The sequence below is a fragment of the Chryseobacterium oranimense genome, assembly GCF_900129755.1.
Taxonomy (GTDB): domain Bacteria; phylum Bacteroidota; class Bacteroidia; order Flavobacteriales; family Weeksellaceae; genus Chryseobacterium; species Chryseobacterium oranimense.
This window is the reverse complement of record NZ_FQWT01000008.1, coordinates 206,297-228,845: the sequence shown is the minus strand read 5'-3', so window position 1 is coordinate 228,845 and position 22,549 is coordinate 206,297. Positions and strand designations below refer to the sequence as shown.

The following is a 22,549-nucleotide window of genomic DNA, read 5'->3' as shown; positions in this document are numbered from 1 at the left end:
TATTTGTCAAATGAATGAGAGGATTAGTAAGCTTTTTTCGTGCTGTTTAAATAATCGTGTTATTATTATCGACACGAATTTTAAGGCATTTCATGCCACTTTAAAGAAGATTGAACCCGATTGTAATTCAGACCGTTGGTACTCAGATAGGTTTAAACAAGAAGTAGAGTTTTCACAAACCATTAAAGGCAAGCTCTATCATTTTCAGAAGTTGATATAAACTCTTCTCGCCTTAATTCCCGATACATTTCCCCAACAGTCTTAGCGGGCTTCTTTGGCTTTTGTGATTCAACAAAGTCTTTAATACACTCTGTTTTTGACTTTGCTAATTTATTATGGTTTCTCATAGTCTGAAATTTTCTTTTTCATATGGACTTAAATCATTTAGGTATGGAATCATTTGGTCATCCATTGTTAAAGCAAAGTCTTCAAAACTTCGTCCTCTTGTTAGAGCTGCTGAAACAATGCTTTGATGTTTATCGTTTGGATCTTTCTGAATTCTAATAGCTGTTTCACATAAATTCATCAAGTTTGTCCCTAAATGCCCCCTAGGTTTCATAAACCCAGTTGAAGCATTTTCATGTAAAACCACCAGAATATGGGTATTGTATCTGCTTTTCATATTTAGTACCCATTCTGTAACATCTGAACTTTCCTGGGCGCTATTAAAGTCACCAACAAAATGAACAATGTTATCTAATATTACTAAACCACAATCCGAATTTTGTATCAAAAAATCTTCTACAATTTTCTTTTTCTGATCCTTGTTTAATGTCGAAATACAGAAATAGTTTACAGTTTGCTGGGTCATATTCCAGATTAATCTGGTAGTTCTCAAACAGTGGTACCGCGATTGTTCTGTGTCAAATATTGCAATATTATTGCTGTAATAATTTGAATACATTTTCTCATTTTCTCCCGACATAATCGATTGACAAATTGATCTTATCAATGCTGATTTTCTTGATTTAGCTGGTCCAAATATCATCGATACATTATCTTCTGTAAAAATTGGTATTCTACGTCCATTCTCTTTTATTGATAATATTGGTGTGGGTTCCGGAATATCTTCATCTGGACTTACCAGGTAATCATTCAGCTTTATAATCTCAGTCGATTTTTCAATCTGTCCTATGGGTTTTAATTCCTCAATCATAACCTATGACTTAAAGGTTCGATTTTCATAAACTTTACAAACTCTTGATCTAGTGCTTTGAACATAGGAAAATTGTCTTTTGCATGTTTTATTGCATTATTCAATAATTCTTCCACTTGTTCAAATGTGATCCTATCTTCTTTTTTTATTGGAATCATTTCTTGAGGGGTTATCTTTTGAATTGAAAAATCTCCCTGTTTTTCCCAAGATGGATCTATATGCATTTCTTTCAAATATAAATCCCGGTCTTTAGGAATTCGTTCATACTCCTGATAAATCCAAAGTTCATCTGCAATCATTTGAATAATCTGTTGTTTAGGGTTTATTCTACTCGAAAGATTATTAAGTATCACACTTGCTTCTGGCATGCCTAATGGAAACCTAATTTCTTCTGGATCCTTTTCCTTAAGTAATGCTTTGTTATTTACATTTTGAACTTTGTAGGCCGATAGGAGATAAAACAGAATTAGCGAATCTTCAAGTTCTGTATTTCTATTCTTTGTATTCTCTTCTTTGATCAACGCATTTAAAGCGTCTATATCGTTTTGATTTACCTTCATCGAACCAGATCCATTCAAAGCGTATTCAAATCGATTTTTGAGGTGTCTAATGGCTTTCATTTGTTGAATTTTTTAATTGTGTCCTGTACGAGTCTTGAAAAATCTTGATCTTTAGCAATTTTGTCATTTACCTGGCTGATTATTTTATCTAGATAATAAACTTCATCTTTGTCCTTCTTTCGGAATGCAGATACAGATTTTACTGTTTTAAACCAGAAATCATCAAATCCAGATTCTTTACTTGTGCATTTCAGAAAGTAACAGTAAATACCTAACAGTTTATCAGGCTTTTGCTTATCAACTTCCACAATTAACCGTATCGCCTCATACCATTTTGAAATTTTAGCATCTGTCAAAGTTTTTTGATTGGGATTTTCTTTATTCCATATTTCCCAAAACTTGTAAGCCAGAAACAAATACTTCCTTTCAAATTCAAAATTTTTATAGAGCTCGTGGAAATCATTGATTTTCACAAAAGAATAATTATATAGATTATTAATACTGTTAGTAGTAATATTATATACTATACTTTTCTTTTCTTTAATAGCATCATTTCGCATTGCGTTTGGTATGCGTTCGCATTGCGTTTGCATTTCTTTCTCTCTTCCCCATCTTTTATTAGCGCTTTCTCTGGCTTTTGAGCTTTTCTTTTCCATTCTATTTTTTAAACTTTCAGAGTAGAAACACTTACCTAAATTTTCTATTTCGGTAAAGGAAAATAACCTGAAATTCTCAATTATGGATTTTATTAATGCAGCGTCTGTACGAAGATCATAGGCTATTATATTATAATCACAGATACTCATGTAACCACTGCTTTCTCTTAATTTCTCAACCAATGCCCAATAAACACCATATCCTTCCCATCCATGCTTCATGCGTAATGCTACTATTTTATCATCTTGTCTTGCGTTACTATCATGACTGAAGTAATAGGCTTCTTTATTACTCATTATTTACATATCATTCTTAAAATTTTAGTTAATTCAATTCAGCAACCATACTTAAACATCACACTATGGTATGGCTGATTTGGTTAGTCCAGGAAAAAAGGACCGTTGTTTTTTCTGTAGTCTTCGATTTCTTTTTTTGAGAAATAGATCTTTCCGTTTCTTCTTATTCCGTTGATCTTTCCTTCCCTGTTCCAAGCTCTTACTTCTGTAACCGGGACATCTAATTCAAAGGCTGCGGTCGGAGCATCAATATAATCATCCGATTCAATCTGTTTCTTTTGTAGATATTCATACAGAGCTTCGCATTCGTTAGGCGCCGCGCGTCTTACAGGACGTCTTAGGCTTTTTGCGTATTCTAAAACAGCGATACTTTCGATAAGATTTGCTTTTTTATACACTCTACTGTTGGGGATTTGTACTGAAGGCAGATAAGACTCTTTAATCTCTGAAATTCTTGCCTGTACTTCTTTTGGGAGATTTTTCATTTTGTTTCTTTTTGGGTTTTGGTTCTTCGATTCTTATTAAAACTTTTTCATTCCATTTAAACAGGCCGCCAGAATCACGGCCTATATAGAATCCGTCTTTGTCTTTCATTAGAATGGTAAATCGTCATCTTCACCTGTAACTATCTCAGCATCTATTGCTGTATTTTCATTTTTCACGTGCTTTCTAAGATTCCCAATGTAATCTGCCTTTTCAGATCTAAATTCATCTTTAAATTGAACCTGAATAGAGGCGTCATTATCAAACTTATCAGGTTGATCATTAACCCACACGTTAATATTTACTAACCTTACTCCGGAGGCTGATTTGAATGTTTTAACTTTTCCGGTTTTAATTGCGTTTAGAAGCGCATCATAATTTATGCTTCCGTAAAATAATTGACTCATATGTATATTGTTTCAATGTTAATAGTTGTTGATTTATCGTCGCAGATCTCATAAAAGGGACATGAAATGCATTTGTTAAAGTCTCCATTACCTTTGTAGTTATTTTCTGCGTATTCTCTAATGATAGCCGATGTGTGAGCTATCCTATTGTAGTGCCTATCAATCGCATCTTTTGTAAGTTTAAACTGAAAGATCTTAACCCACTTGTCTTTTCCAAAGACTATGAAATAAAAAGGAATCCACTTTCCAAGTTCTTCATACGTAACTATAGTATAATGTGCTGCCTGAATTTCTGAATTTATGTCACTCTCCGGATCTCCCCAACCATTCCATTTATCATCCATTTTAGTAGCGGTCCACTTTACATCATAGTTTGCTATAATTGATTTGTCCTGTAGATCAAAATTCCTATGATCAATATTTCCTGATAAAGTTTCTGATCTAACATCAACCTGACTCCAACCCTTAGAAACATCTAAACCTACTCTATTGAAAACTTGCTTTGCAAAAAGAACTAAGTCATCACATTCTCTAAATGGTTTGGTTTTTTCTCCTGGGATTTCATTTCGGGGCATGAACTTTATAAATTCCTGAAGCTCTGAATTGTTTTTACCTATAAAGTCGTAACCTGTATCGTCATTATTCTTGATGTATTCAATCAGTTCTTCTTTCTTTGCATTCGACTTAGGCTTTAAGGATGTTGGAAGCGTCCTTATAGGCTCTTGTTTTGATCCTCCGCGACACGCACCTATCAATTCACTTTCAAAGTACCTACCTAGAAGCATACTTTCGGAAGGCTCAGTCAACTCATATCCTTCAACAAATGAGAAATAAATCTGTTTTGGGCAATGATCAGGCTTAAGAACTTCTTTTATTAATGATTGGCTTATTAGCATTAGTTTACTGTTTCTTTTATTTTTGGATTGAAAACATCTGACTTAGAACCTCTATTAAGATCACGCCCAAATAGCTTTCCTAATGATTGAGCTGCATTTTTGGTACATTCCGCTTTAAGTTTGGGAAATCCTAAATCAAGTGCATTGGCCTTCTTCTTTGAGACATCTAATGCAGAAGCTCCCTTGTCTACCATTATGATTATGGATGCAGCCCCTACTCTTTTGTATTTCTGACCTGTTACAGGGTGAGTAACAATTAGATCAATTGATCCTACCACTTCATTACTTATGACAGACCATCTGAAATTCTCTGTTTCCCAAAGACCTAAGAAGTATTCATCAAGTGTCATTTCAATGTGTGAAATTCCTAATGTTTTAGCTCTTCCATCGGGTGTAGGATCCACACCATCCTTTGGGTCATGTTTATTAAGGTTATTTATGAAATTTTGAATTCTTAAACGTAAATCTTCTGAATTTGGCGCTACTTCGTTTCTATTGGTTTGCGCTACTTGTTTTTCCATTTTAAATACTTGTTTTAGTGAACACGGCAAATTGAGAGTTGCCAATCTTTTTTGTTCCTGTTTGAATAATTAAGTGCTTTGACTTAAGCTCCGAAAACCGGCCGCTTATCTTGTGAATTGGAAGACCTAAATCATTCGCTATTTCAGAAGTACTTTTCAATCCGTCAACTCTTTCCAGAACAAGCTTCCACATTGCCGGAATAGTTGTTTTTACTTTCTGGAAGGCAACTATTGAATTTTCGTTGTTTCTCCCCCGACTGTAGTCTTGAATACCCATATCTTGACTTTTACTTTTTTATGTACATTCACACATTGGAGTATTAAACTCTTTAGCTTCTGTGAAAGTCAAAGTGTTAATATCTAATTCATATTTGGAAACTTCTCGGTAAAATGCATTTCTTTCCTTTTTGTTAAGTTTATGCCATTTTGCACTTCTAACCCACCCTTTACACATATTACATATTGACACCTTAATCTTAATTTCTTCTGACTTTATCTCTTCTAACATGCTTCTTGATTTGATTGTTTGTATTCCTTTATAAATTCATTCAGTGCAACTTTCTCCATGTCTGAAAGCTTATCGTGTCCGAGGCGTTTATGGTTAACAAAGAACACCCCGCCAACATTTTCGATGATTACTGTTACTTTCATGGTTAATGGTATTTAATTAGGTACTCAACGAAGTAGTTGTATTGCTGGCCAAACCATTTCATTATTAAAAGAAACTTTCTCATGATGCTAGTTTTAAAAAGTTAGTTTGGTTTTTCTTGAAGGAAATATTGGAGTTTCTGAAAAGGCTGCAGTTATGAAGTCCATCTATAACTCTTGACTTCCAGTATCCAACATGATGCATTTGACCGCCTCTATTCCCGTTTCTGTAAGTTGTGAACCAACGGGCAATTAATCTTTTGATAAGCTTATAAGCCGGGTTGGTCTTTAGAATCTGACCGGAACGCTCCGCCCTTTCATTCAATATGAAGTACTTTCCGTTTTCACATTTGATTCTTTCTCCACCTTCTAAAGAGATATATCCGAATATCCCTTTCTTGTAAAGACGCGGAATCTGCATTTTGTAGAACTCCCATTTTAAAATGGATTTTCCTAAGATTGTTTTTTTTGGTAATTTTGTCATGATTGTTAACTTATTTGAGTTAATTTCTACTGAGTCACCTGGTGCGAACAGGTGGCTTTTATTTTTTAATCCAGTCCTTATATTCTTCGACTGACCATTTGTGAAATTTTGTTTGATTGCCCCTACCCGCTTTACTTTTCTCAGACTTTCTAAGCGGGCAATCTATATTTCTAAGGTCCTTCTTAATCTTTTCGACACTTACCCCAACATATTCCGCTACTTCATTTGTTCTAGGCTCTTTTATTTCAGACCAAAATGATTTGTTGAAATACTTTTCCGCCCATGATTCAGGCACCAATACATATCCTTTTGGTATTTGAAGTTCTTGTGAAGTTGCCATAATTAGTTTATTGTGATTGAAATATTTGCTTATCTGTCCAGCCTGTGTGCTTTTTTATAGCTTTAACCGCGAAATAGTTCAAAACTTTATCCGATTCTCTATAGGCCCAATTTGAAACCGCTGTCTCTCTGTTACCCGTTTCATCTGCAATCTTTTTTCTTAAATTATAATCATCCAGAATCTTACGAAATACTTCACCCTTTATTTTTCGTGGTTTTAGTATATTTGTTTGATTTTTCATTTTGTTCTATCATTTTGATATAGCAAATATATAACATTGCTAAATACAAACAAAGTAAATTATGAACTTTTTCTTAACAATGTTATAACACATTGATAATCAATAATAAAAAATTGATTTTATTAATATCCGTAAAAACCCTATTGTAAGAAAAGATATGATTGCGGAATTTTGCCATCCTTATAAGAAAAAATAAAGCATGACTGAGGAATTAGAAATAACAAATAATGAGCAAAGCTCAGTAAAAGAAAGATTGTTAAAATTTATAGAGTTCAAGAGAATTAACCCTAGACAATTTGAAGAGTTAGCAGGTTTATCAACCAGTTACATTAGTAACATGCGAAAAAGCATTAAACCATCAACATTTGATAGTAAAATAGCTCCGGTATTCCCTGAATTAAACAAATTGTGGTTACTACATGGCGAAGGAAATATGATAAATTCCTCGCAAAATGAAAAAGAAAATGATCTCCATTCAGATCAAGGGTTACATTTAATTAGAAATAAACCCCATGATGAACAGATGGAAATGCTTTATAATAAGATCGACAAATTAGAAAGTACAATTGAAATATTGAAGGAGAGGGATCAACTATATTTTAAGGCAATTATCGCACACTTAGGTATAACTTCAAATGATGAAAATGAGGTTGAAAAAAGTAAAAAAAGCAGTACTAGTTAGGTACTGCTTTTAATATTGACACACTTAAGTTGAATTTGACAAAGCTATATTCATCTGATAAAAAATCAGCCACAACTTCTCTTTGATCCTGATTTAGAATTTTATCTAGCTTTTCTGCAAACAATATACTATTGATTACATATTCTTTTTTTTGAATGATTTTCTTATTATAAAAATAATCATTCCGCTCTATAAGCTTTTTTATCTTTTTGTAGTCCTCTCTCATTTAATCTTGATTTGCAACTTCTTCTAAAGTTTTTATCAATACTTTTTCTCTCAACTTCATAACTTTAAAGTAAAAGCTTGTTATATACATACAAGCAATTAACATAAAAACTATAACGATTATAGCCGCAAAAAACCAAATATTTTCTTTTGGTTTATGTCCTAACAAAGGAAGAAAATAAAAAGACGTTCCGTATATTGATGTAAAAAGGGGAAGTGAATATGACCAAATAAATGGTTTCATTCTAGAGGCTAAAAAAAATATAACAGGTTGAACGCACATACCAAGAGACCAAATAACAGCAGATAAGTTATTATTTGCAGCCGGTATGTAATATGTTTTAGCACTTGGATAAAATGCTTCTATAATATTATTTGAAAAGGGAATAAGACAACTATACAGCACTAAGTATGACCCTAGCGCTGATATAGATGATATTCTAAGTTTTTTACGGTTTAGGTGGTTTAACATCTCCTGGCGGAATAATTTCATTTGGATCTAAACCCTCCCCGTTTGTACTTTGGGTTTTAGGTGGAGAAATCATAATTGTATCTCCTTCTTTGCTAGATTCAGAATCCTTGTTATTAATTTTTAGTTTTTTTAATTCAACTTTAGAAGTTGGAGAAACCTTAAGCTCCTCATCCTCACTCCTATCGGTTTTACATGAAATCACCAACACTGTTAAGGCTGCTGATAAAATAATTACTCTTGTTTTCATTTACTGTAGTTTTATAATTCTGCATAAAAATACTAATAAATCAACAACTTAGATAAATAATATTTCACTTATTCATGATATTGCTAATATAATACTTTATTTTATACAACAATTAAGTATTTATACGGATAGTGTATTTTTTATTTATTCAAAATAAGACATTACGGGAAACCATAAAATAATGTTTTTAAACTTTTTATATTTGTAAAAAATAATACCAATGAATAAAATTATAACGCTTGTCATAATATTTGTAACAACCGTGATATATAGCCAGGAAAAAGCATTCACTATAGTTAATAAACAAGTTTCTTGGCAAAAGATTTATGAATCAACAAAATCCGCTTTAGAAATAAAAAAAATTTTAATGACTAATGGAAAGATAAAGTTTAATAATAATGAAAGTGATAACAATAATTTATCTGGTGATATTAGTGACTTCATAATGGATTTCAAAGGTGCAGGCTATACTAGAATGGGGACACCAAATTATCTTTCAAATAGCTCAAAATTCAGTGGGAACTTTAAAATGGAATTTAAAGAAGGAAAATATAGAGTATCCATAAGCAATATTAAATTCAAGGGAGATTCATGGTCTTTATATTCAGGCGGCATTGGAGTAAGCAGTAATGGTGATGACAACTTGGAATCATTTGCTCTTACAAAAGATAGAGAGTATTTTAAAGGGCAATTCCAAGGCAGATCTTCATCTATCATTGATCATTCTTTTTCTGATTTATTTGATGTTAGTAAATACGACATTAAGAACGATGAAAATTGGTAACATCAAGATAACAATTACTGATATTTTACAAATATTTCACATAATTTTTATCCAATACATTTATAAACAATTGATAATGTTCATGATATATAATCTATAAAACACCCTGGAAAGGTAGTATACGGGTAACTGTATCGAGGGTTCGAATCCCTTCCTCTCTGCAAGAAGATAAAAGTCTTAAACTTAATTGTTTAAGACTTTTTTATTTTAATTATTTATGAAATCACAAAACTTTATTTAGTATATTTTTTACTTTAACTAATAATAGTACATTAAAAACAGATAATTTCAAATTTAAAACTTTATATCATGGAAAAAGAATTAACTGAATTAACCGATGAAGAATTACTAGAAAGAAGAAAGAAGACAAAGGCCAGCGAAATCACCAACGCAGTTATTCTGGGCGTATTGATTGGTATTGCAACCTACAGCACTATAAAGTATGGGCTGGGACTCTTCACCTTTCTCCCTCTTATTTTTGCTCTTTTTGCTGCCAATAGCTGGAAAAGAAACAGCAAAGCATTAGAAGAGGAATTAAAATCCAGAAATCTAAAGTAAAAAGATAAGTAGTGGTATGATTAACAAAATCCTGACAGTAATGCCAAGATTTGTTTGGAAAGCCGGTAAAAGTCTTCCATCAATATAATTTAGATATGAATGTTTGGTGTAAAATTTAATTACAGATCGTCAAAAACTGATGGCTCATCTGCACTTTGAATTTGGCTTCTGATTTTAATTTAGCATAAACAGTGTATTCAAAAGCGCGCACGGCTTTCAGTTTCCTGTCTATATATTCTGCAATCTGTACAACAGAAAAAATAAAATCCCTGTACACTGCAATATCCACCGTTTGACCGTGATAAGGAAGATAAGCTTTCAGAAAAGGAACTGATGCCTGATGCCTGTTGTAATTGACACAATATCCTGCTCCTTCCCTGGCGGTAACAACCTCACGATCGTTGATGTAATCCAGGACTGTTTTATTTCCTTCCGGAGAACTGCTGTTTTTTAGCAGATATCTGTTGATTTTATCCAGAATATGCTGGGCGTACTCCATCATGGTAATGGTTTTCCACTCAAATATATGGTTCATTCCTTTGGTCTTGAAATGTTTTTCATTTTCACAGTTGGTGCAGAAAGAAATCCCGATCTTTTCATGATAAGGCAGAAAACAATCTTTGATCTCCATAGAAGCATCAGCCAAAAGCTTATCGTCCGCAAAGCTGTAATACAGATAAGGGCTGTAAAGTTCTGCAAGGGCTTTCAGATAATCAATTTCGCTGGCGTTATGATATTCTTGAAACCATTGTTCAAGGGTGTCGTAATAATGGCTTTCAAATTCTTTAAATGTTAAGTAAAACGGCAATTCCATAGCTCTGTAATTTTGATATGACAAAGCTATTGCTGTAATGCGACAAAACTTGACGTGTTATTTTTTTTGTAAAATGTTTTTAAGGATGAGAGCCAAGAACCTGGATCCAAGAGTCAAGATTTCAGATATGAGATTTTAGATTTCGGACATAGGTAACGGTAGCTTCGGGAGTCTCAGCCAGTAGGTATTTGTCATTTATTTAATATTTCAGGATCCATTGTTTCTAAGTAGTAAAGTCTCAAACTCTCAAACCCCGAAACTCGCACCCCGCAATTATTTATCATAATTCGTCATAATATATTCAAAGTAATGGATCATTTTCAGATAATTTTCTATGCTGATATATTCATTGGTGCTGTGGATGCTCTGCTGTTCTGAGCTGTTGATCCGGATCGGCATAAATCTGTAAATATTTTTACTTACGATCTGGTATTTATAGGCATCGGTTCCGGCCATGGTAAGATAGGGAGTCACGATGGCACCGGGATAAATCTCCTTTACGCCAGCTTCTATCAGTTTAAATCCTTTTGTATCAGAAGGAGAAACAGCGGAAGCTTCTCTGGTATTGTCGATCTCTTCTATCTCAACATCGAAACCTTCTGTGGCTTTTGCAATGTGATCATGAACGTCTTTCACCGTATTTCCGGGAAGAAGCCTGAAATTGACTACAAATTCGACTTCTGGAGACAACACGTTTGTTCCGTCGCTTCCTTTCATCATCGTTAAAGCAGTGGTTGTGCGTACTAAGGCATTGGTGGTGTTATTTTTGGTAAGCTGGGATATAAGAAGAGGTTTTAGCAGCCACTGGTTAGAAAGAGCCAGTCTGGTGGTCCATGGCATTGCTCCGCCGATATTGTCAAAAAAACCTTTGATGAGCGGGGTGATTTCAGGCTTCATCTGATCGTCTTCAAGACGCTGCATGATCACTGCGGCTTTTCCTATTGCGCTTTCCATAGGAGGCATGGAGGAATGTCCGCCAAGTCCTTTAACTTTTATTTTTGCGGATAAGAATCCTTTTTCTGCACAGCCCACTACAGCGATATCGGAATCTACTCCGGCTACATTTCCTTTACGCATGATCAGACCTCCTTCGTCATAAACTGCATCGAACTGAAGTCCCTTTTTCTTAAAATAATCTGCAATCTGCATCGCTCCTTTCTGCCCGCCCACTTCCTCATCGAATCCGAAAGCCAGGTAGATGTCCCTTTGGGGAACTTTTTTGCTTTTAACCATTGCATCCATTGATTCCATCAGGGAAAAAAGCATTCCTTTCATATCGATGGCTCCCCTTCCATAAATTCTTCCATTGACAACAGCTCCAGAAAAAGGTTCAAAATCCCAGTCTTCTGCTACTTTTGAAACAGGAGGTAAAGGTTTATCATCTGGTCTGAAAATATTCTGCTCTTTATTTTTCACATCGGCATCTCCGGGTGGCACCACATCTATATGGGAAAGGAAAAGTATAGGCTCCAATGCCGGGTTGCTTCCTTTAAGCCTGAAAACCAAAGCACGGCTATTGATTTCAATATTTTCTGTGTGCTGATATACCGAAGGGTATGATGCTTTCAGGTATTCTTTAAACTGATCAAACGGAGTGTAATTGAATTCTCCCAGACTTCCCGTAGAAACTGTAGGTATTTTGATTCCTCCTGACAACCGAAGTACTGCAGAATCGTTTTTTACGGGTTTCCATCCTTCAGAAGTTTCTGCTGTCGTTTTTTTGAACGGATAGGTATACATTTTGATCAGCAGTATAGCAATCAAAATAACAAGAATACCGAGAACGGCTAAAAGGAACTTTTTCATAACGAAGATTTGTGTGATGTTGATGTCTAACAAATATACCAAACAAAAGTGCTACAACCATGTCAAACACAAAATATTTCCCAAAGGCAAGATAAAAAACCGCTATTAATACTGGCTCAAAAGCCCTGAATTGATTTCAAAAAACAGCTTTGTATTTTCCTTTCTGAATTTCTCAACGGTTTGTTGTGAAGAATTGTTGATCGAAATAAAAAGAACGACTCCTTTTTCCGTTTGTCTGAAGACTTCGATAATATAGTAGCCGTTGTATTCATAGGCATATAAAAGTCCGTTCTGCATTTCTTTTTCGGGAGTTTTGATGGAGAAATTATTTTTTATATCTGCCAAAGTTTTCCCGGCATAATAAAATCCAAGCATATTGTTGTAAATACTGATCTTCGTATAGGTAAAAAGGACCTGTGAAGAAGGCTTTTCTTTAAAGTTATTAAGGATATTGCCAACATCTTTATTAGTGAAAAAAATGATTTTTTTCTCAACCTTATTGAATATATAATCTCCATAAAAGTTAACATCCAGTGTTTCGTTCTGAAGAAATAATTTTCTTGTTATGTTTTCGGAATCAGGAACCGCATCTGTATGGATGGGTTTTATATAGTTGATGCAGGAAAATGTGATGAGAAGGAGTGGGATATAAAGGATATGGGAGATTGTTTTCATGGGTATTGTATTTGTATAAATTTAGGTTAAATATTTAAAAAAGTAAAACTGTTGTAGTCGTTTTATTATTAAAGGACAAAGCTAAAAAGTGTATTCGTAAACAACATGCTTTATAAACACAAAACCCTCGCAAAATTGCGAGGGTTTTATTTTTATCTATTGGCACGAGCGACACGCTCGCGCCATCAGGGTATGTTAGCACTGCCGAGTGATCATACTTTATAGATTTGTTGATCATTTTTGTGACATTTTTTCAAAAATATTAGGAAACCATATTATCAAAAGTTGATATAAAAAAATCATCATGGGGATAATTTTTGAAAAAAATATCTTTTTGACATTTTTATAATTATTTCTCAGATAATCATTATTTTTTAAAAGACTATTTTTTTCTAAATGAATAAAGCCTTTCATTAAGTTTAAAACTACTATTGATAAAGAAAATATTAACAATAAGAAAAGTAATTTATTGGAAATAACACTATAATTTGTATCCAAATAAATTAATACTGCTAAACACAGTAATAAAACTATGAAATGTAGAGGCTTTATAGATTTCTCTTTTTCATAATTTATGAAGGCAATAAAAAAAATTACTCCGAAGAATAAAGAATGTAATAATTTAATTATAAAATCCATTTATTTAATATTTTTAATTACTAATGAATGGTACAGGAATTTGAATTTCAACTGCTCCTTTTTCCCCCAAACCTAAACCGATATTTTCTTGAAGCTGTATATTAAACGTTCCGCTATTATTATCTAAATAAGCTCCTGCAGTACCTCCAATATGAGCAGAGACAACAGTCCCTCCAAGTGTTCCTTTAAAATTTACTCCAAATAATTTTAGAGAACCTGAAATTTCTCCTTTTAAAACTTGAGCCCCTATATTTCCATCAAATAAAACACCAAACCTATCCCCTTCTCCCGTAAATGCTCCTCCAGCAGCATTTGCATTTATGGACCATATACTTCCATTTGCATTCCCAGAAAAGTTATTATTTTCCGTACCTAACCTAACTGATATATTGGAAGATAAGATAGAAGCTTCACCACCCACATCAAAAGCAAGGGGAAGTGCCCCACTTCCAGTATTATTTGTATATGCTGTATGAATTAATGAAAGATTACTCTCAAAGCCTGCATAATCCCCATTCTTATTATATCCGGTACTAATGAATTTGTATCCTGAAGTATTTTTATCGTTATAAATCATATCTCCATTTACATAACCCCCATCAGCCTTACCCGTAAGCAGAATTTCATCAACAATAGAAGGCTGCCCTTTTGTTATTGATTCCCAGCCTTCATTTACTCTTACCCAACTGCCATAACTATCTGTCCAAATTTGCCCAATATTAAAGCCTCCACTACCCTCAGGGGGCATTGCTAACATACCGTCAGGATCAACAAATCTAATTGGATTATTGTAGGCGTAAGTATAAGGATTCCATCTTCGTGATGTTTCTGCCAGTGGATCCACAACGCCCCATCTTCCCAGATCTGCTATATACATCCTCGCTCCATAATCGTACATTCCAGTCTCTTGAAGTTCTTTCCCATTGTATTTATATTTATACGCAGGATTTCCCGAAAAAACATTATACCCTTCATGCTTCAAGCCAAACGGATAATAATTACTTTCTTCAATGATCTCTGCCCCTGAGGCGTTTTTAAAATAACTCAACCTGACATTTCCAAGATGATCAATATAATTATACACATACTTTCCTGTTTCAAAATTAAAATAGCCTTCTGAAGTAGGGAGGAATTTCAATGTACTGTTCTCATACTGGAAACCATCTAAATAATCCGTGGTATCTGTACCAAAGATCTTTTTTACTTTTATCCCATCCGCCCTGTAAGTGTAATCTGTTACTTTAGAGTTTTGGGTAATCTTTTCTGGTAAATTTAGATAATTATATTGAATAGAAGAAATACTTTTATCCTGCTGAACCGTCATGTTCCCATTCAGGTCATAGATAATTGTACTGCCGGTACTTCCTGATGAAAGCGGATAGCCGCTTAAAGCATTACCTGTACCTATCTCTTTAAGGTAAGCCAGTTTATTACTCTGCTCACCATTTTCATAATGGTATTCGAGGTTATCCATAACTTCAGGCGCGGTATAGCCTGGAAGCTGTCTTCCTCTTCTGAGCAGGGTTTTAATATTTCCGTTCAAATCGTAGGTAAGCTGCTCATAGTATTCTCCCTTGTCTAAATTCATAGCGTCCCAGAAACGTCCTTCTTTAAGACGGTTAAGGGGATCATATTCGTAAGAATAATTTCTCATTACAGCATCACTTTGGGTAATCCATGACATCTGAGAGATGTTTCCATTGTATCTCGCAGAACCGGAGAATTGGCTGTCCGGCCTGTTATACCTCAACTCGTATGCAAAGAGTTTATTCTGCAGATCGGAAGGTTCATTAACTTTTGTGAGCCACCCTCTGATGTTGTATGCATATTTAACATTCTGCAACGCACTTCCTGTTGTATTCCCTACATTTTTTGTCTGTATCTGGCCAAGATCATTGTAAAGGTTTTCTGCAAGGAGTTCCTGTGCTCCGCCATTTACCTGATGCCAATGCCTCACAAGCCTTTCCTGATGATCGTACTCAAAAGTTTCTTTGATATTTACTTTTGTTCCATCTGCTGCTCTTTTATGCTCAGTGAGTGTATATTCAGGAACCCCCGAGAATTTCAGAAAACTTTCAGTTTTGGTATACCCACCGAGATGGTTTACAGAATAGGCAGATATTGCTCTTCCTTTCTTATCATAATAAGTATAGGTCTTTGTCCAGTTATCATTTTCAACATTTTTCACATAAGAGGCTGTAGACAGGCCCTTGGTACTAACATTCGAACTCTGAACATCCTGAGGCAATACTTCCTTGCCTAAAATAGTTGCCGGAATTGCCGGAGCATCCTGAGGATAAGTATCATAATAATTGACCGTAAGGACCTTGTCAATACTTGTAGGATAAGAAACATTTCCATATCCTGTGTTAATTCCATTCAGAACAAGGTTTCCTCCACGGGTTTCATAGGAAATGCCCGCTGGTTGGTTATCAATGGATGTCTGAATGTTTTGCCTTGAAGTTCCATCCCTTGAAATTCCTGTGTAAACAATTCTTCCAAACTGATCATACTTGGTAAAAGCCCATGAGTTATCTGCTGTGAAATTAGGTATCCCGTTTTTCAGAACAATATCCCGGTACAGAATAATCTGGCCTTTTTTGTTGTAAACCATCTGCTCCGCACCTTTTCCCGGAAGCTTTTTTTCTACGAGCCTGTTCCTGCCATCATATTTATACTGATAACATAGATGATCCAAAACTGCAGCAGATATTGATGCGGAAGCGGAAGCCAAAGGAGGAATTACAAACGCCAGCTGGTCATATTCATTATACACATAATAAGTATCCACATTTTCTGAAGAACTGATGACTTTTCTGACTAGTATAATTTGTCCCTTATCGTTTTTGTATTCTATCGTTTTATTGTTATCTTCATCAATAACGGTATTTTTATACAGCTGTGCCTCACCATAAGTTCCGGAGGCATTTAATTCAGAAGAAGTAGCACCATCAACCCAACTAGTTGTGGTGGTATATTTTTTCACTTCACCTGTTGTATTGGTATCATAACCGAAAGTAACAGGCTTATTCTGCCAGTCTGTACCAGGATTTTTCTGGCTCAAAAGCCTGTCAAGCGGAGAGTTTTCCAAATTTTTGTGACTGAATGGGAATGAATCATTTATTCCGTTCCCCTGATAATAAGTATTGGCGCTGCTTTCCACTTCGGATTGAATATTTCCATTTTGTGAAGACATAGGAACCGGAAGCCAACTGTCTACTTGTCTTCCAAATCCATCATAAGGAATATGAATGACAAGATCTTTTCCTGTTGGAGTAGACTTTATGCTCACTGACTGCTTAGGCCTTCGAAGGCCATCAAAAAACTGTATGCTCTGTATCTGCTGCAGAGATCCGTTTGAAACTTCAGTAGGTACTAAATACTGTCTGGTATAAATATAATTTTCAGTATTTGAAATATTAGTTGAATAATCAACAGTGACAGGCGTATAGGTATTCCCCGGATTATTGGAAGAAGACCCTCCGATATAGGCTCGAAATGTCCCGCTTACAGAATTGAAGCTGAATCCCGGAAGCATACGTATACTTTGAGGATCTGCTTTTTCCGTATTAGGAGCAGGAGGAGAATTCAGGACTACCTGGCCATAGTGATACATACCCAGTACTAATCCTATGCTTATGTATATTTTTTTATGCATATTTTTAAATTAATGGGTAAATATTAAGAAACTGTTCTTGTTCTTTTAACTGGTTATTGCTAAATGGTGAAGCTGCTACATGATTTACAACTGCTGTTAACAGATGTATATCAGCAATGAATATTATTTTTTTCATCGTTTTAGTTTATTGGGAAAATTATGTCATAATTATATGATGTATTATTTGGTAACGTAGATCCATGAGTCTTTAAAATAACCTCACCATTGGTTTTAATTGTATAATACACCTGTCCATTGTAGGAAGAATATTCTGATGTTGGCCTACACGTTCCACTTATGGTACCTATTGTAACTCCTGTGCTCCAAGGTAAATTAACCGAATTTGATCCAGAAGAAAAACCAAAAGATAACTTATAATAAGAGTTCGGTTGGACTGAAGCGCTCCCTCCTCCATTTATTCCAATTGATGAATTAAAAGAAAGATTGCAAGTAAAAGGTGTACATGTGCCATTTGGATTATTATTTGCAGCATTCTGTCCATTAGCATTTACATCATTTTGTGCTTTCTGATCAGCATCATCTTGACTTATTATTGATGTGTATGTATTAGGAGCTACGGTATAAGTAAAAGTTGTACCTATTTCACTACTACCACAATACTTCATAAAATTTCCACTTCTTTCAGAATTATAATATTTTGTTGGAGCATAATTATATTTATATTCTTTTAAAATATTACCCTCGATATTTACAATTTTTTCTAGTCTATTATAAGTATCATATAAATAATTTTCTTTAATACCAGATGGAGGATTAATACTTTTTATTCCAATCAAAGGATCATATGTATAAGTCGTAATAAGATAATCTTTTAAGGCTTGATGATTTTTGAAATTATCTAATTTAGAAATTAGTACATTTTCAGATAAGTCATCTTTATCAAGATCTGACTTTTTAACAATCTCCAATTGTAAATATGAATTAGGATCATTAGGATCTAAATTAAATATTTGCATAATTTGAGAATATGTAGCGCCTTCTATTTTAGCTATCGGCAATGTTTGATGATACCCCCAAATAGTCGTTATAGGAATTCCGGTTTGTGGTGTTGATTGGATTAAATTTTCTTTACTATCATAAATTTCATATTTTTTAGTCTCAAAAACTACTGCATTTTCAAAATTTGTTTCATCAAAAGAAGAACTAATATCATTTATTCTTTCGGAGAGCAATCTGTATTTATTTGATACACCAAATTTTTCAAAAATTTTTTCAGAAATTGAAAATTTATTATTACTGTTTTTATTAAGAATTAGAATAGGGAAATTAATATTACTATCCGTCATCTGTTTATATGTTAACATTTTCCTTCCTGGTTTATCGAGGTTTACAAAACTACAATTAGCTGTATAACACCCTACTGTTTTTAAAACATCTCCTGGATAATAATTATAAGTAGTAGTAATTTTTCCATTAACATTTGTCGTTATTTTTATTGGATGTAGATGCCAATACAAATATTTATCATTATACTCTATGTTTGTCGTCGTTTCTAAAAATGTTGATTTATCAGAAGTTAATTGCTTTGTGTTTATACTAGCTGGTAGAAATGGCATAAGGGGCTGAGATGTGTATAAACCTGCTACCCTTTGACCATTTAACGGATCCATTCTCATAGTTGCATTAACATAGAATCTGTAATCTGTTATTTTGCAGTCCAAACAAGTATTTGAAACTTCTTTTTTAAGATTGGCATTATGCAAGAAATTTTTATATTTGATCGTTTCTTGAAACACTAAGTTATTATCATTATCATATTTTTTAGTCAGGAAAAGTTTACCTCTTTCAACATTTTTATTTATATAAATAGCATTTGAACCATAGTCGGCAGTGCTGTATGTAGCATATCTATTTACATCTAATGAGTCCGGGTTTGTAGCCATGTCCGTAAAATAAAACTCACTTTTCCCCTTGTTCATTATTTCTTCAGTCACTTTACTATATGTAATATAAGGACCATATAATGATTTATAATATCCACCATTAGTAGAAAACGTTGCTAAAGGATCTGATGCACTACCTGTAGGAGGTGCTAATTTAACAGTAGTTATACCCGAAGATTTTCCATTGTCATTTTTATACGTATATTTTTTTTCAATATAGTTGGAATTATTACTATATGATTTAATTGCTTTTAATCTTTGACCAGGGACTGAAGTATCTTGAATTTCATTGAGCACAGGTATATAATTACTATTAACACCAATTACTTTAGAGACATTATTTTGTTCATATTCAAAAACATCAAATCCTTTAGTAGGATAGATAATTTTGCTTATTAACCCGCTATAACTATTTGTTATACTTTGATTACTCAATTCATCGTAATAATTAAAAGCATACTTTTCTGAATTAGCTGTTATATCTCCTAAAAAAACTCTATCATTTTTTATATTATAGTTGAAATCAATAGTTTTTATAAGCTTATTATTATTTTTTAATTGGATTTTCTTTAAAAAAGGTTTAGTAAGATCATTATTGATCTGTTGATATTCAAAATTTATAATACCATAATCCGATAATTTTATAGAATCTAAAATCGCAATTTTTTGATATGTATCTGTTTGATTACGAGTAAGTCCACTACTTGTAGAAGTATTCCAATCACTACCAGTATTATAGTTATTTATTTTATCCACGCCAATAAATAAATTATTATTTTCCAAAGTAGACTTAGAGGGCATTACAAAAGAATAATCACTACCAAAATAATATCCACCATTAGTAAATCCAGCTAATAAATCTTTATTACCGTTTTTGTAGAATGCTTCTATTATTCTTCCGCTATTTAATTCTATTTTTTTTAGATAAAAACCATTTATATAATTAATACGTCTATAAACATCATATTCTGTAACTTGTGTATTGCCTCCATTGCTAACCATGTTAGAATATGTATATTTATTTTTTGCATAATTAATATCTAGAGAATTATAATCGCCACCAAAATAAAATTTATTTCCTTTTTGATCTTCCATTATTATTTCCGGTAATGAATTACTTATTGGTGAATAATCATTATAGCATCTATCTCCATTGAATGTAACTTTAAAATCTGAATTATCAGAAGAAACTATTATATTACCTACATTATCTGAAACAAATGTCCCTTTATATCCTAAAAATTCAAAATAAAATTTATTTGGGGTATAAGCTCTCACATTTGCATTTGGATTATCTAACATTTGTTTTTTTGTAAGATTAATTTGTTCTCTTATAAAACATACACGGCCAACATTAGTATAGAAACCATTTGCCTGTTTGTTAGGAATTGGGTCGAAATCTCCCCATGAGTACTGTAAGATAATTTTGCCGAACAAATTAACATCCCAGTTTGTACCAACTATCGCTGGCTCACCTATAATTAAATTATTTAAATATCCTAATGAAGCTGATAAGTTTAAATTATCTAAATTAATATTGTATAATGGTATAGTGATACTAGGTTTTCCAGAATTGTAATCATTTGAAATATTTATCCTTTTTGCAATGGAATAATCTTCCATTGGTCTATCTTGAGCATTAATTAATTGACATACTATCATTAGAATAAAAGTCAATTGAATACTAAATATTTTCATTATTTCTTAATTAATTTTGCGTTAGCAGTTTTATTGTTATCCGTTTTTATGGCTACCAGATAAGCCCCCTGAATCAAGTTTTGGGTATTAATCTTAGTCACCTTATTCTTAGTTTTCAAACTCTGAAGCTGTCTTCCTCCCATATCATACAGCATAATATCAGCTTCTTTGAAATCAAAGCTGATTTCCACATAAGCATAATCTGAAACAGGATTCGGATAAATCTTGATGTCCTGCTTTTCAATTAACTGATCGAGTTGTTTATCTCCAAGCTTTATGATCTTCCAGTTCTCTTTTCCAAGCTCCTCTGCGCTGGTTCCGGCCAGAATAATCGAGCCGTCTCTGTTCAGTTTTATATCAGATAACCTTTCTTCTCTTTTTCTGGATTCTCCTTTTACGTGTTTTCTCCACTTTTCATTTCCTTCCTGATCCAGATAAAGCATCCAGAAAGTTTCATCATCAGTCTGTATCTTTCCTTCTGCCTGGGTGTAACCTCCTAATAAAATTCCTTTGGAAGCTTTATCATCCGCCGAATGAAGAACACTTGTTCCCATCAGAATATCCCTGTTTCCGAAACTGTAGGACTTCTGCCAAAGCTCTTCGCCTCTTTCATTTAAGGAAATAAGCCACAGATCTGTTCCTTCTTCTATTCCTACAGATTTGTTTCCGGATCTCTCGGATCTGGATTCTCCGCCAATTAAATATCCTGTTGATGTTAAAGCAAGAGTTCTTATATGATCATCCGATTTTCCTCCAAAGCTCTTTTCCCATTCTACTTTTCCTTCTTTTGAAAGTTTGATAATATAATAATCACCCTCACCAAAGTTTTCAGTTTTCTTAGAACCTCCTGCATTGCTTCTTGAATAGACTCCTAACAAAGCTCCTCCATCTTTAGTAGGAATCATTTTTTCCACTTCGTCTAATCCTTTTCCTCCTAAAATTAACTGGGAGATTTCTTTTCCATCCTTATCAAGTTTTACAATTAAAACATCTTTGGAGCCATAGCCTTTTGCTGAGTTCTGAACATTACCAGCTACAAAAAACCCGAAGTCTGTACTTTGAATCACAGCTCTGGCTTCCTCATCGGAAGAACCTCCTAATGTTTTCTCCCACAATTCATCTCCAAATTCATTTAATCTAATAAGCCATATGTCAGAGCCACCTTTGGAATCTTCTTTTTTATCTAAACCTTTTCCGGAATAAGAAGTGCCGGCAACAAGAAATCCACCCTCCTGGGTAGCTACAGAAGCTGACAGGTAATCATGATTCTGACCTGAAAAGTATTTCTCCCAGACTTCTTCTCCCTGCTGGTTTAATTTGATTAAATGGAAATCGTAGCCACCATTCTGCTTACTGTCTTCTGCCTGAAGCTTACTGCTCTGAATACTGCTTCCTGTAATTAAGTATTGACCGTCAATGGTTGTAGTGATCTGGCTTAGAAAATCCTGAGTATTGGACTTGATATCTTTCTGCCACAATACTTCCTGGGCAGATAGCCCCAGAACTGTGCACATGGTAAATGCACTCATGTAGAGTTTTTCCATCTATTCGTGTTGTTAGTTAATATATTTTTGCAAATTTAACGTTTTTTAACGCATTTCAAATCCCAACTTTGAGATTTAATCTAAATTCACATATGCAAGTATTTCTTCAATCAATTTCTTGCAATTAGCGAATAAAGTCAACCCCCATCAACAA

The 22,549-nt window shown here is 33.7% G+C and carries 26 protein-coding genes; 3 read left to right on the top strand and 23 right to left on the bottom strand.

The window, feature by feature from the left end:
* Window positions 1-182: 182 nt before the first annotated feature.
* The 14 genes from BUB03_RS21995 to BUB03_RS20105 all read right to left on the bottom strand — a co-directional run bounded on the left by BUB03_RS21995 (window position 183) and on the right by BUB03_RS20105 (window position 6,689).
* Window positions 183-347, bottom strand: a complete 165-nt coding sequence (locus tag BUB03_RS21995) for a hypothetical protein (protein WP_175547523.1) — start codon at window positions 345-347, stop codon at window positions 183-185.
* The gene (locus tag BUB03_RS20160; RefSeq protein WP_073066524.1) at window positions 344-1,156 is read right to left on the bottom strand and encodes a hypothetical protein; all 813 of its coding nucleotides are present in this window, start codon (window positions 1,154-1,156) and stop codon (window positions 344-346) included. The genes BUB03_RS21995 and BUB03_RS20160 overlap by 4 nt, the downstream gene beginning before the upstream one ends.
* Window positions 1,153-1,776: a hypothetical protein gene (locus tag BUB03_RS20155; protein ID WP_073066522.1), complete on the bottom strand. Its 624-nt coding sequence runs from the start codon at window positions 1,774-1,776 to the stop codon at window positions 1,153-1,155. Before BUB03_RS20155 ends, BUB03_RS20160 begins: the two co-directional genes overlap by 4 nt.
* Window positions 1,773-2,669: a Lin1244/Lin1753 domain-containing protein gene (locus tag BUB03_RS20150; RefSeq protein ID WP_073066519.1), complete on the bottom strand. Its 897-nt coding sequence runs from the start codon at window positions 2,667-2,669 to the stop codon at window positions 1,773-1,775. Before BUB03_RS20150 ends, BUB03_RS20155 begins: the two co-directional genes overlap by 4 nt.
* Before the next feature lie 83 nt (window positions 2,670-2,752).
* Window positions 2,753-3,154 (bottom strand): helix-turn-helix domain-containing protein, encoded by a 402-nt coding sequence (locus BUB03_RS20145; RefSeq protein ID WP_139258935.1) that lies wholly within the window; start codon window positions 3,152-3,154, stop codon window positions 2,753-2,755.
* A gap of 108 nt (window positions 3,155-3,262) precedes the next feature.
* Window positions 3,263-3,559 (bottom strand): hypothetical protein, encoded by a 297-nt coding sequence (locus BUB03_RS20140; protein ID WP_073066515.1) that lies wholly within the window; start codon window positions 3,557-3,559, stop codon window positions 3,263-3,265.
* Entirely contained in the window at window positions 3,556-4,455 is a 900-nt protein-coding gene (locus BUB03_RS20135; RefSeq protein WP_073066512.1) for a hypothetical protein, read from the bottom strand. Before BUB03_RS20135 ends, BUB03_RS20140 begins: the two co-directional genes overlap by 4 nt.
* On the bottom strand, window positions 4,455-4,976 hold the full coding sequence (locus BUB03_RS20130) for a hypothetical protein (protein ID WP_073066510.1): 522 nt from the start codon (window positions 4,974-4,976) through the stop codon (window positions 4,455-4,457). Before BUB03_RS20130 ends, BUB03_RS20135 begins: the two co-directional genes overlap by 1 nt.
* A 1-nt stretch (window position 4,977) precedes the next feature.
* Window positions 4,978-5,253 carry a hypothetical protein gene (locus BUB03_RS20125; protein ID WP_073066507.1) on the bottom strand — a complete coding sequence of 92 codons (276 nt, stop codon included), beginning with the start codon at window positions 5,251-5,253 and terminating at the stop codon, window positions 4,978-4,980.
* 18 nt (window positions 5,254-5,271) lie between these two features.
* Window positions 5,272-5,484 carry a hypothetical protein gene (locus BUB03_RS20120; RefSeq protein WP_073066504.1) on the bottom strand — a complete coding sequence of 71 codons (213 nt, stop codon included), beginning with the start codon at window positions 5,482-5,484 and terminating at the stop codon, window positions 5,272-5,274.
* Window positions 5,478-5,627: a hypothetical protein gene (locus tag BUB03_RS21990; RefSeq protein ID WP_175547522.1), complete on the bottom strand. Its 150-nt coding sequence runs from the start codon at window positions 5,625-5,627 to the stop codon at window positions 5,478-5,480. Before BUB03_RS21990 ends, BUB03_RS20120 begins: the two co-directional genes overlap by 7 nt.
* A 79-nt stretch (window positions 5,628-5,706) precedes the next feature.
* Window positions 5,707-6,108: a hypothetical protein gene (locus BUB03_RS20115; RefSeq protein ID WP_073066502.1), complete on the bottom strand. Its 402-nt coding sequence runs from the start codon at window positions 6,106-6,108 to the stop codon at window positions 5,707-5,709.
* Between the two features lie 58 nt (window positions 6,109-6,166).
* Window positions 6,167-6,448: a hypothetical protein gene (locus BUB03_RS20110; protein WP_073066500.1), complete on the bottom strand. Its 282-nt coding sequence runs from the start codon at window positions 6,446-6,448 to the stop codon at window positions 6,167-6,169.
* A 7-nt stretch (window positions 6,449-6,455) separates the two neighbouring features.
* On the bottom strand, window positions 6,456-6,689 hold the full coding sequence (locus BUB03_RS20105) for a hypothetical protein (RefSeq protein ID WP_073066497.1): 234 nt from the start codon (window positions 6,687-6,689) through the stop codon (window positions 6,456-6,458).
* Between the two features lie 199 nt (window positions 6,690-6,888).
* Between BUB03_RS20105 and BUB03_RS20100 the strand changes: the two genes are divergently transcribed.
* Window positions 6,889-7,371, top strand: coding sequence for a hypothetical protein (locus tag BUB03_RS20100; RefSeq protein ID WP_073066494.1), 483 nt, complete (start codon window positions 6,889-6,891; stop codon window positions 7,369-7,371).
* Here the strand turns inward: BUB03_RS20100 and BUB03_RS20095 are convergent.
* From BUB03_RS20095 to BUB03_RS20085, 3 genes are read right to left on the bottom strand one after another with little or no spacing between them, the layout of a single operon-like run.
* Window positions 7,364-7,597: a hypothetical protein gene (locus BUB03_RS20095; RefSeq protein ID WP_073066492.1), complete on the bottom strand. Its 234-nt coding sequence runs from the start codon at window positions 7,595-7,597 to the stop codon at window positions 7,364-7,366. The genes BUB03_RS20100 and BUB03_RS20095 overlap by 8 nt on opposite strands.
* Entirely contained in the window at window positions 7,598-8,068 is a 471-nt protein-coding gene (locus BUB03_RS20090) for a hypothetical protein (RefSeq protein ID WP_073066490.1), read from the bottom strand.
* Complete coding sequence (locus BUB03_RS20085) at window positions 8,046-8,315, bottom strand: hypothetical protein (protein WP_073066487.1); 270 nt, start codon at window positions 8,313-8,315, stop codon at window positions 8,046-8,048. The genes BUB03_RS20090 and BUB03_RS20085 overlap by 23 nt, the downstream gene beginning before the upstream one ends.
* Window positions 8,316-8,535: 220 nt before the next feature.
* Between BUB03_RS20085 and BUB03_RS20080 the strand changes: the two genes are divergently transcribed.
* Together BUB03_RS20080 and BUB03_RS20075 are read left to right on the top strand one after the other, a co-directional pair.
* Window positions 8,536-9,099, top strand: coding sequence for a hypothetical protein (locus BUB03_RS20080; protein WP_073066485.1), 564 nt, complete (start codon window positions 8,536-8,538; stop codon window positions 9,097-9,099).
* A 309-nt stretch (window positions 9,100-9,408) separates the two neighbouring features.
* Window positions 9,409-9,657 carry a hypothetical protein gene (locus BUB03_RS20075; protein WP_083539025.1) on the top strand — a complete coding sequence of 83 codons (249 nt, stop codon included), beginning with the start codon at window positions 9,409-9,411 and terminating at the stop codon, window positions 9,655-9,657.
* A 115-nt stretch (window positions 9,658-9,772) separates the two neighbouring features.
* Here BUB03_RS20075 and BUB03_RS20070 read toward each other — a convergent pair whose 3' ends face one another.
* The 6 genes from BUB03_RS20070 to BUB03_RS20040 form a co-directional block, all read right to left on the bottom strand.
* A complete protein-coding gene (locus BUB03_RS20070; protein ID WP_073066479.1) occupies window positions 9,773-10,471 on the bottom strand; it encodes a hypothetical protein in 699 nt (232 codons plus the stop codon).
* Window positions 10,472-10,744: 273 nt separating this feature from the next.
* Window positions 10,745-12,277 (bottom strand): M20/M25/M40 family metallo-hydrolase, encoded by a 1,533-nt coding sequence (locus tag BUB03_RS20065; RefSeq protein ID WP_073066478.1) that lies wholly within the window; start codon window positions 12,275-12,277, stop codon window positions 10,745-10,747.
* Between the two features lie 105 nt (window positions 12,278-12,382).
* Window positions 12,383-12,952: a hypothetical protein gene (locus BUB03_RS20060; protein WP_073066475.1), complete on the bottom strand. Its 570-nt coding sequence runs from the start codon at window positions 12,950-12,952 to the stop codon at window positions 12,383-12,385.
* Between the two features lie 652 nt (window positions 12,953-13,604).
* Window positions 13,605-17,249, bottom strand: coding sequence for a DUF6443 domain-containing protein (locus BUB03_RS20050; protein ID WP_073066471.1), 3,645 nt, complete (start codon window positions 17,247-17,249; stop codon window positions 13,605-13,607).
* Between the two features lie 140 nt (window positions 17,250-17,389).
* On the bottom strand, window positions 17,390-20,851 hold the full coding sequence (locus BUB03_RS20045) for a DUF5977 domain-containing protein (protein ID WP_073066468.1): 3,462 nt from the start codon (window positions 20,849-20,851) through the stop codon (window positions 17,390-17,392).
* A complete protein-coding gene (locus BUB03_RS20040; protein ID WP_073066465.1) occupies window positions 20,851-22,395 on the bottom strand; it encodes a T9SS type A sorting domain-containing protein in 1,545 nt (514 codons plus the stop codon). Before BUB03_RS20040 ends, BUB03_RS20045 begins: the two co-directional genes overlap by 1 nt.
* Between the last annotated feature and the right edge of the window lie 154 nt (window positions 22,396-22,549).

Excerpts from the sequence above, each read along its gene's own strand:
- BUB03_RS21995 (WP_175547523.1), bottom strand. The coding sequence starts at position 347 with ATGAGAAACCATAATAAATTAGCAAAGTCAAAAACAGAGTGTATTAAA.
- BUB03_RS20160 (WP_073066524.1), bottom strand. The coding sequence starts at position 1,156 with ATGATTGAGGAATTAAAACCCATAGGACAGATTGAAAAATCGACTGAG.
- BUB03_RS20155 (WP_073066522.1), bottom strand. The coding sequence starts at position 1,776 with ATGAAAGCCATTAGACACCTCAAAAATCGATTTGAATACGCTTTGAAT.
- BUB03_RS20150 (WP_073066519.1), bottom strand. The coding sequence starts at position 2,669 with ATGAGTAATAAAGAAGCCTATTACTTCAGTCATGATAGTAACGCAAGA.
- BUB03_RS20145 (WP_139258935.1), bottom strand. The coding sequence starts at position 3,154 with ATGAAAAATCTCCCAAAAGAAGTACAGGCAAGAATTTCAGAGATTAAA.
- BUB03_RS20140 (WP_073066515.1), bottom strand. The coding sequence starts at position 3,559 with ATGAGTCAATTATTTTACGGAAGCATAAATTATGATGCGCTTCTAAAC.
- BUB03_RS20135 (WP_073066512.1), bottom strand. The coding sequence starts at position 4,455 with ATGCTAATAAGCCAATCATTAATAAAAGAAGTTCTTAAGCCTGATCAT.
- BUB03_RS20130 (WP_073066510.1), bottom strand. The coding sequence starts at position 4,976 with ATGGAAAAACAAGTAGCGCAAACCAATAGAAACGAAGTAGCGCCAAAT.
- BUB03_RS20125 (WP_073066507.1), bottom strand. The coding sequence starts at position 5,253 with ATGGGTATTCAAGACTACAGTCGGGGGAGAAACAACGAAAATTCAATA.
- BUB03_RS20120 (WP_073066504.1), bottom strand. The coding sequence starts at position 5,484 with ATGTTAGAAGAGATAAAGTCAGAAGAAATTAAGATTAAGGTGTCAATA.
- BUB03_RS21990 (WP_175547522.1), bottom strand. The coding sequence starts at position 5,627 with ATGAAAGTAACAGTAATCATCGAAAATGTTGGCGGGGTGTTCTTTGTT.
- BUB03_RS20115 (WP_073066502.1), bottom strand. The coding sequence starts at position 6,108 with ATGACAAAATTACCAAAAAAAACAATCTTAGGAAAATCCATTTTAAAA.
- BUB03_RS20110 (WP_073066500.1), bottom strand. The coding sequence starts at position 6,448 with ATGGCAACTTCACAAGAACTTCAAATACCAAAAGGATATGTATTGGTG.
- BUB03_RS20105 (WP_073066497.1), bottom strand. The coding sequence starts at position 6,689 with ATGAAAAATCAAACAAATATACTAAAACCACGAAAAATAAAGGGTGAA.
- BUB03_RS20100 (WP_073066494.1), top strand. The coding sequence starts at position 6,889 with ATGACTGAGGAATTAGAAATAACAAATAATGAGCAAAGCTCAGTAAAA.
- BUB03_RS20095 (WP_073066492.1), bottom strand. The coding sequence starts at position 7,597 with ATGAGAGAGGACTACAAAAAGATAAAAAAGCTTATAGAGCGGAATGAT.
- BUB03_RS20090 (WP_073066490.1), bottom strand. The coding sequence starts at position 8,068 with ATGTTAAACCACCTAAACCGTAAAAAACTTAGAATATCATCTATATCA.
- BUB03_RS20085 (WP_073066487.1), bottom strand. The coding sequence starts at position 8,315 with ATGAAAACAAGAGTAATTATTTTATCAGCAGCCTTAACAGTGTTGGTG.
- BUB03_RS20080 (WP_073066485.1), top strand. The coding sequence starts at position 8,536 with ATGAATAAAATTATAACGCTTGTCATAATATTTGTAACAACCGTGATA.
- BUB03_RS20075 (WP_083539025.1), top strand. The coding sequence starts at position 9,409 with ATGGAAAAAGAATTAACTGAATTAACCGATGAAGAATTACTAGAAAGA.
- BUB03_RS20070 (WP_073066479.1), bottom strand. The coding sequence starts at position 10,471 with ATGGAATTGCCGTTTTACTTAACATTTAAAGAATTTGAAAGCCATTAT.
- BUB03_RS20065 (WP_073066478.1), bottom strand. The coding sequence starts at position 12,277 with ATGAAAAAGTTCCTTTTAGCCGTTCTCGGTATTCTTGTTATTTTGATT.
- BUB03_RS20060 (WP_073066475.1), bottom strand. The coding sequence starts at position 12,952 with ATGAAAACAATCTCCCATATCCTTTATATCCCACTCCTTCTCATCACA.
- BUB03_RS20050 (WP_073066471.1), bottom strand. The coding sequence starts at position 17,249 with ATGCATAAAAAAATATACATAAGCATAGGATTAGTACTGGGTATGTAT.
- BUB03_RS20045 (WP_073066468.1), bottom strand. The coding sequence starts at position 20,851 with ATGAAAATATTTAGTATTCAATTGACTTTTATTCTAATGATAGTATGT.
- BUB03_RS20040 (WP_073066465.1), bottom strand. The coding sequence starts at position 22,395 with ATGGAAAAACTCTACATGAGTGCATTTACCATGTGCACAGTTCTGGGG.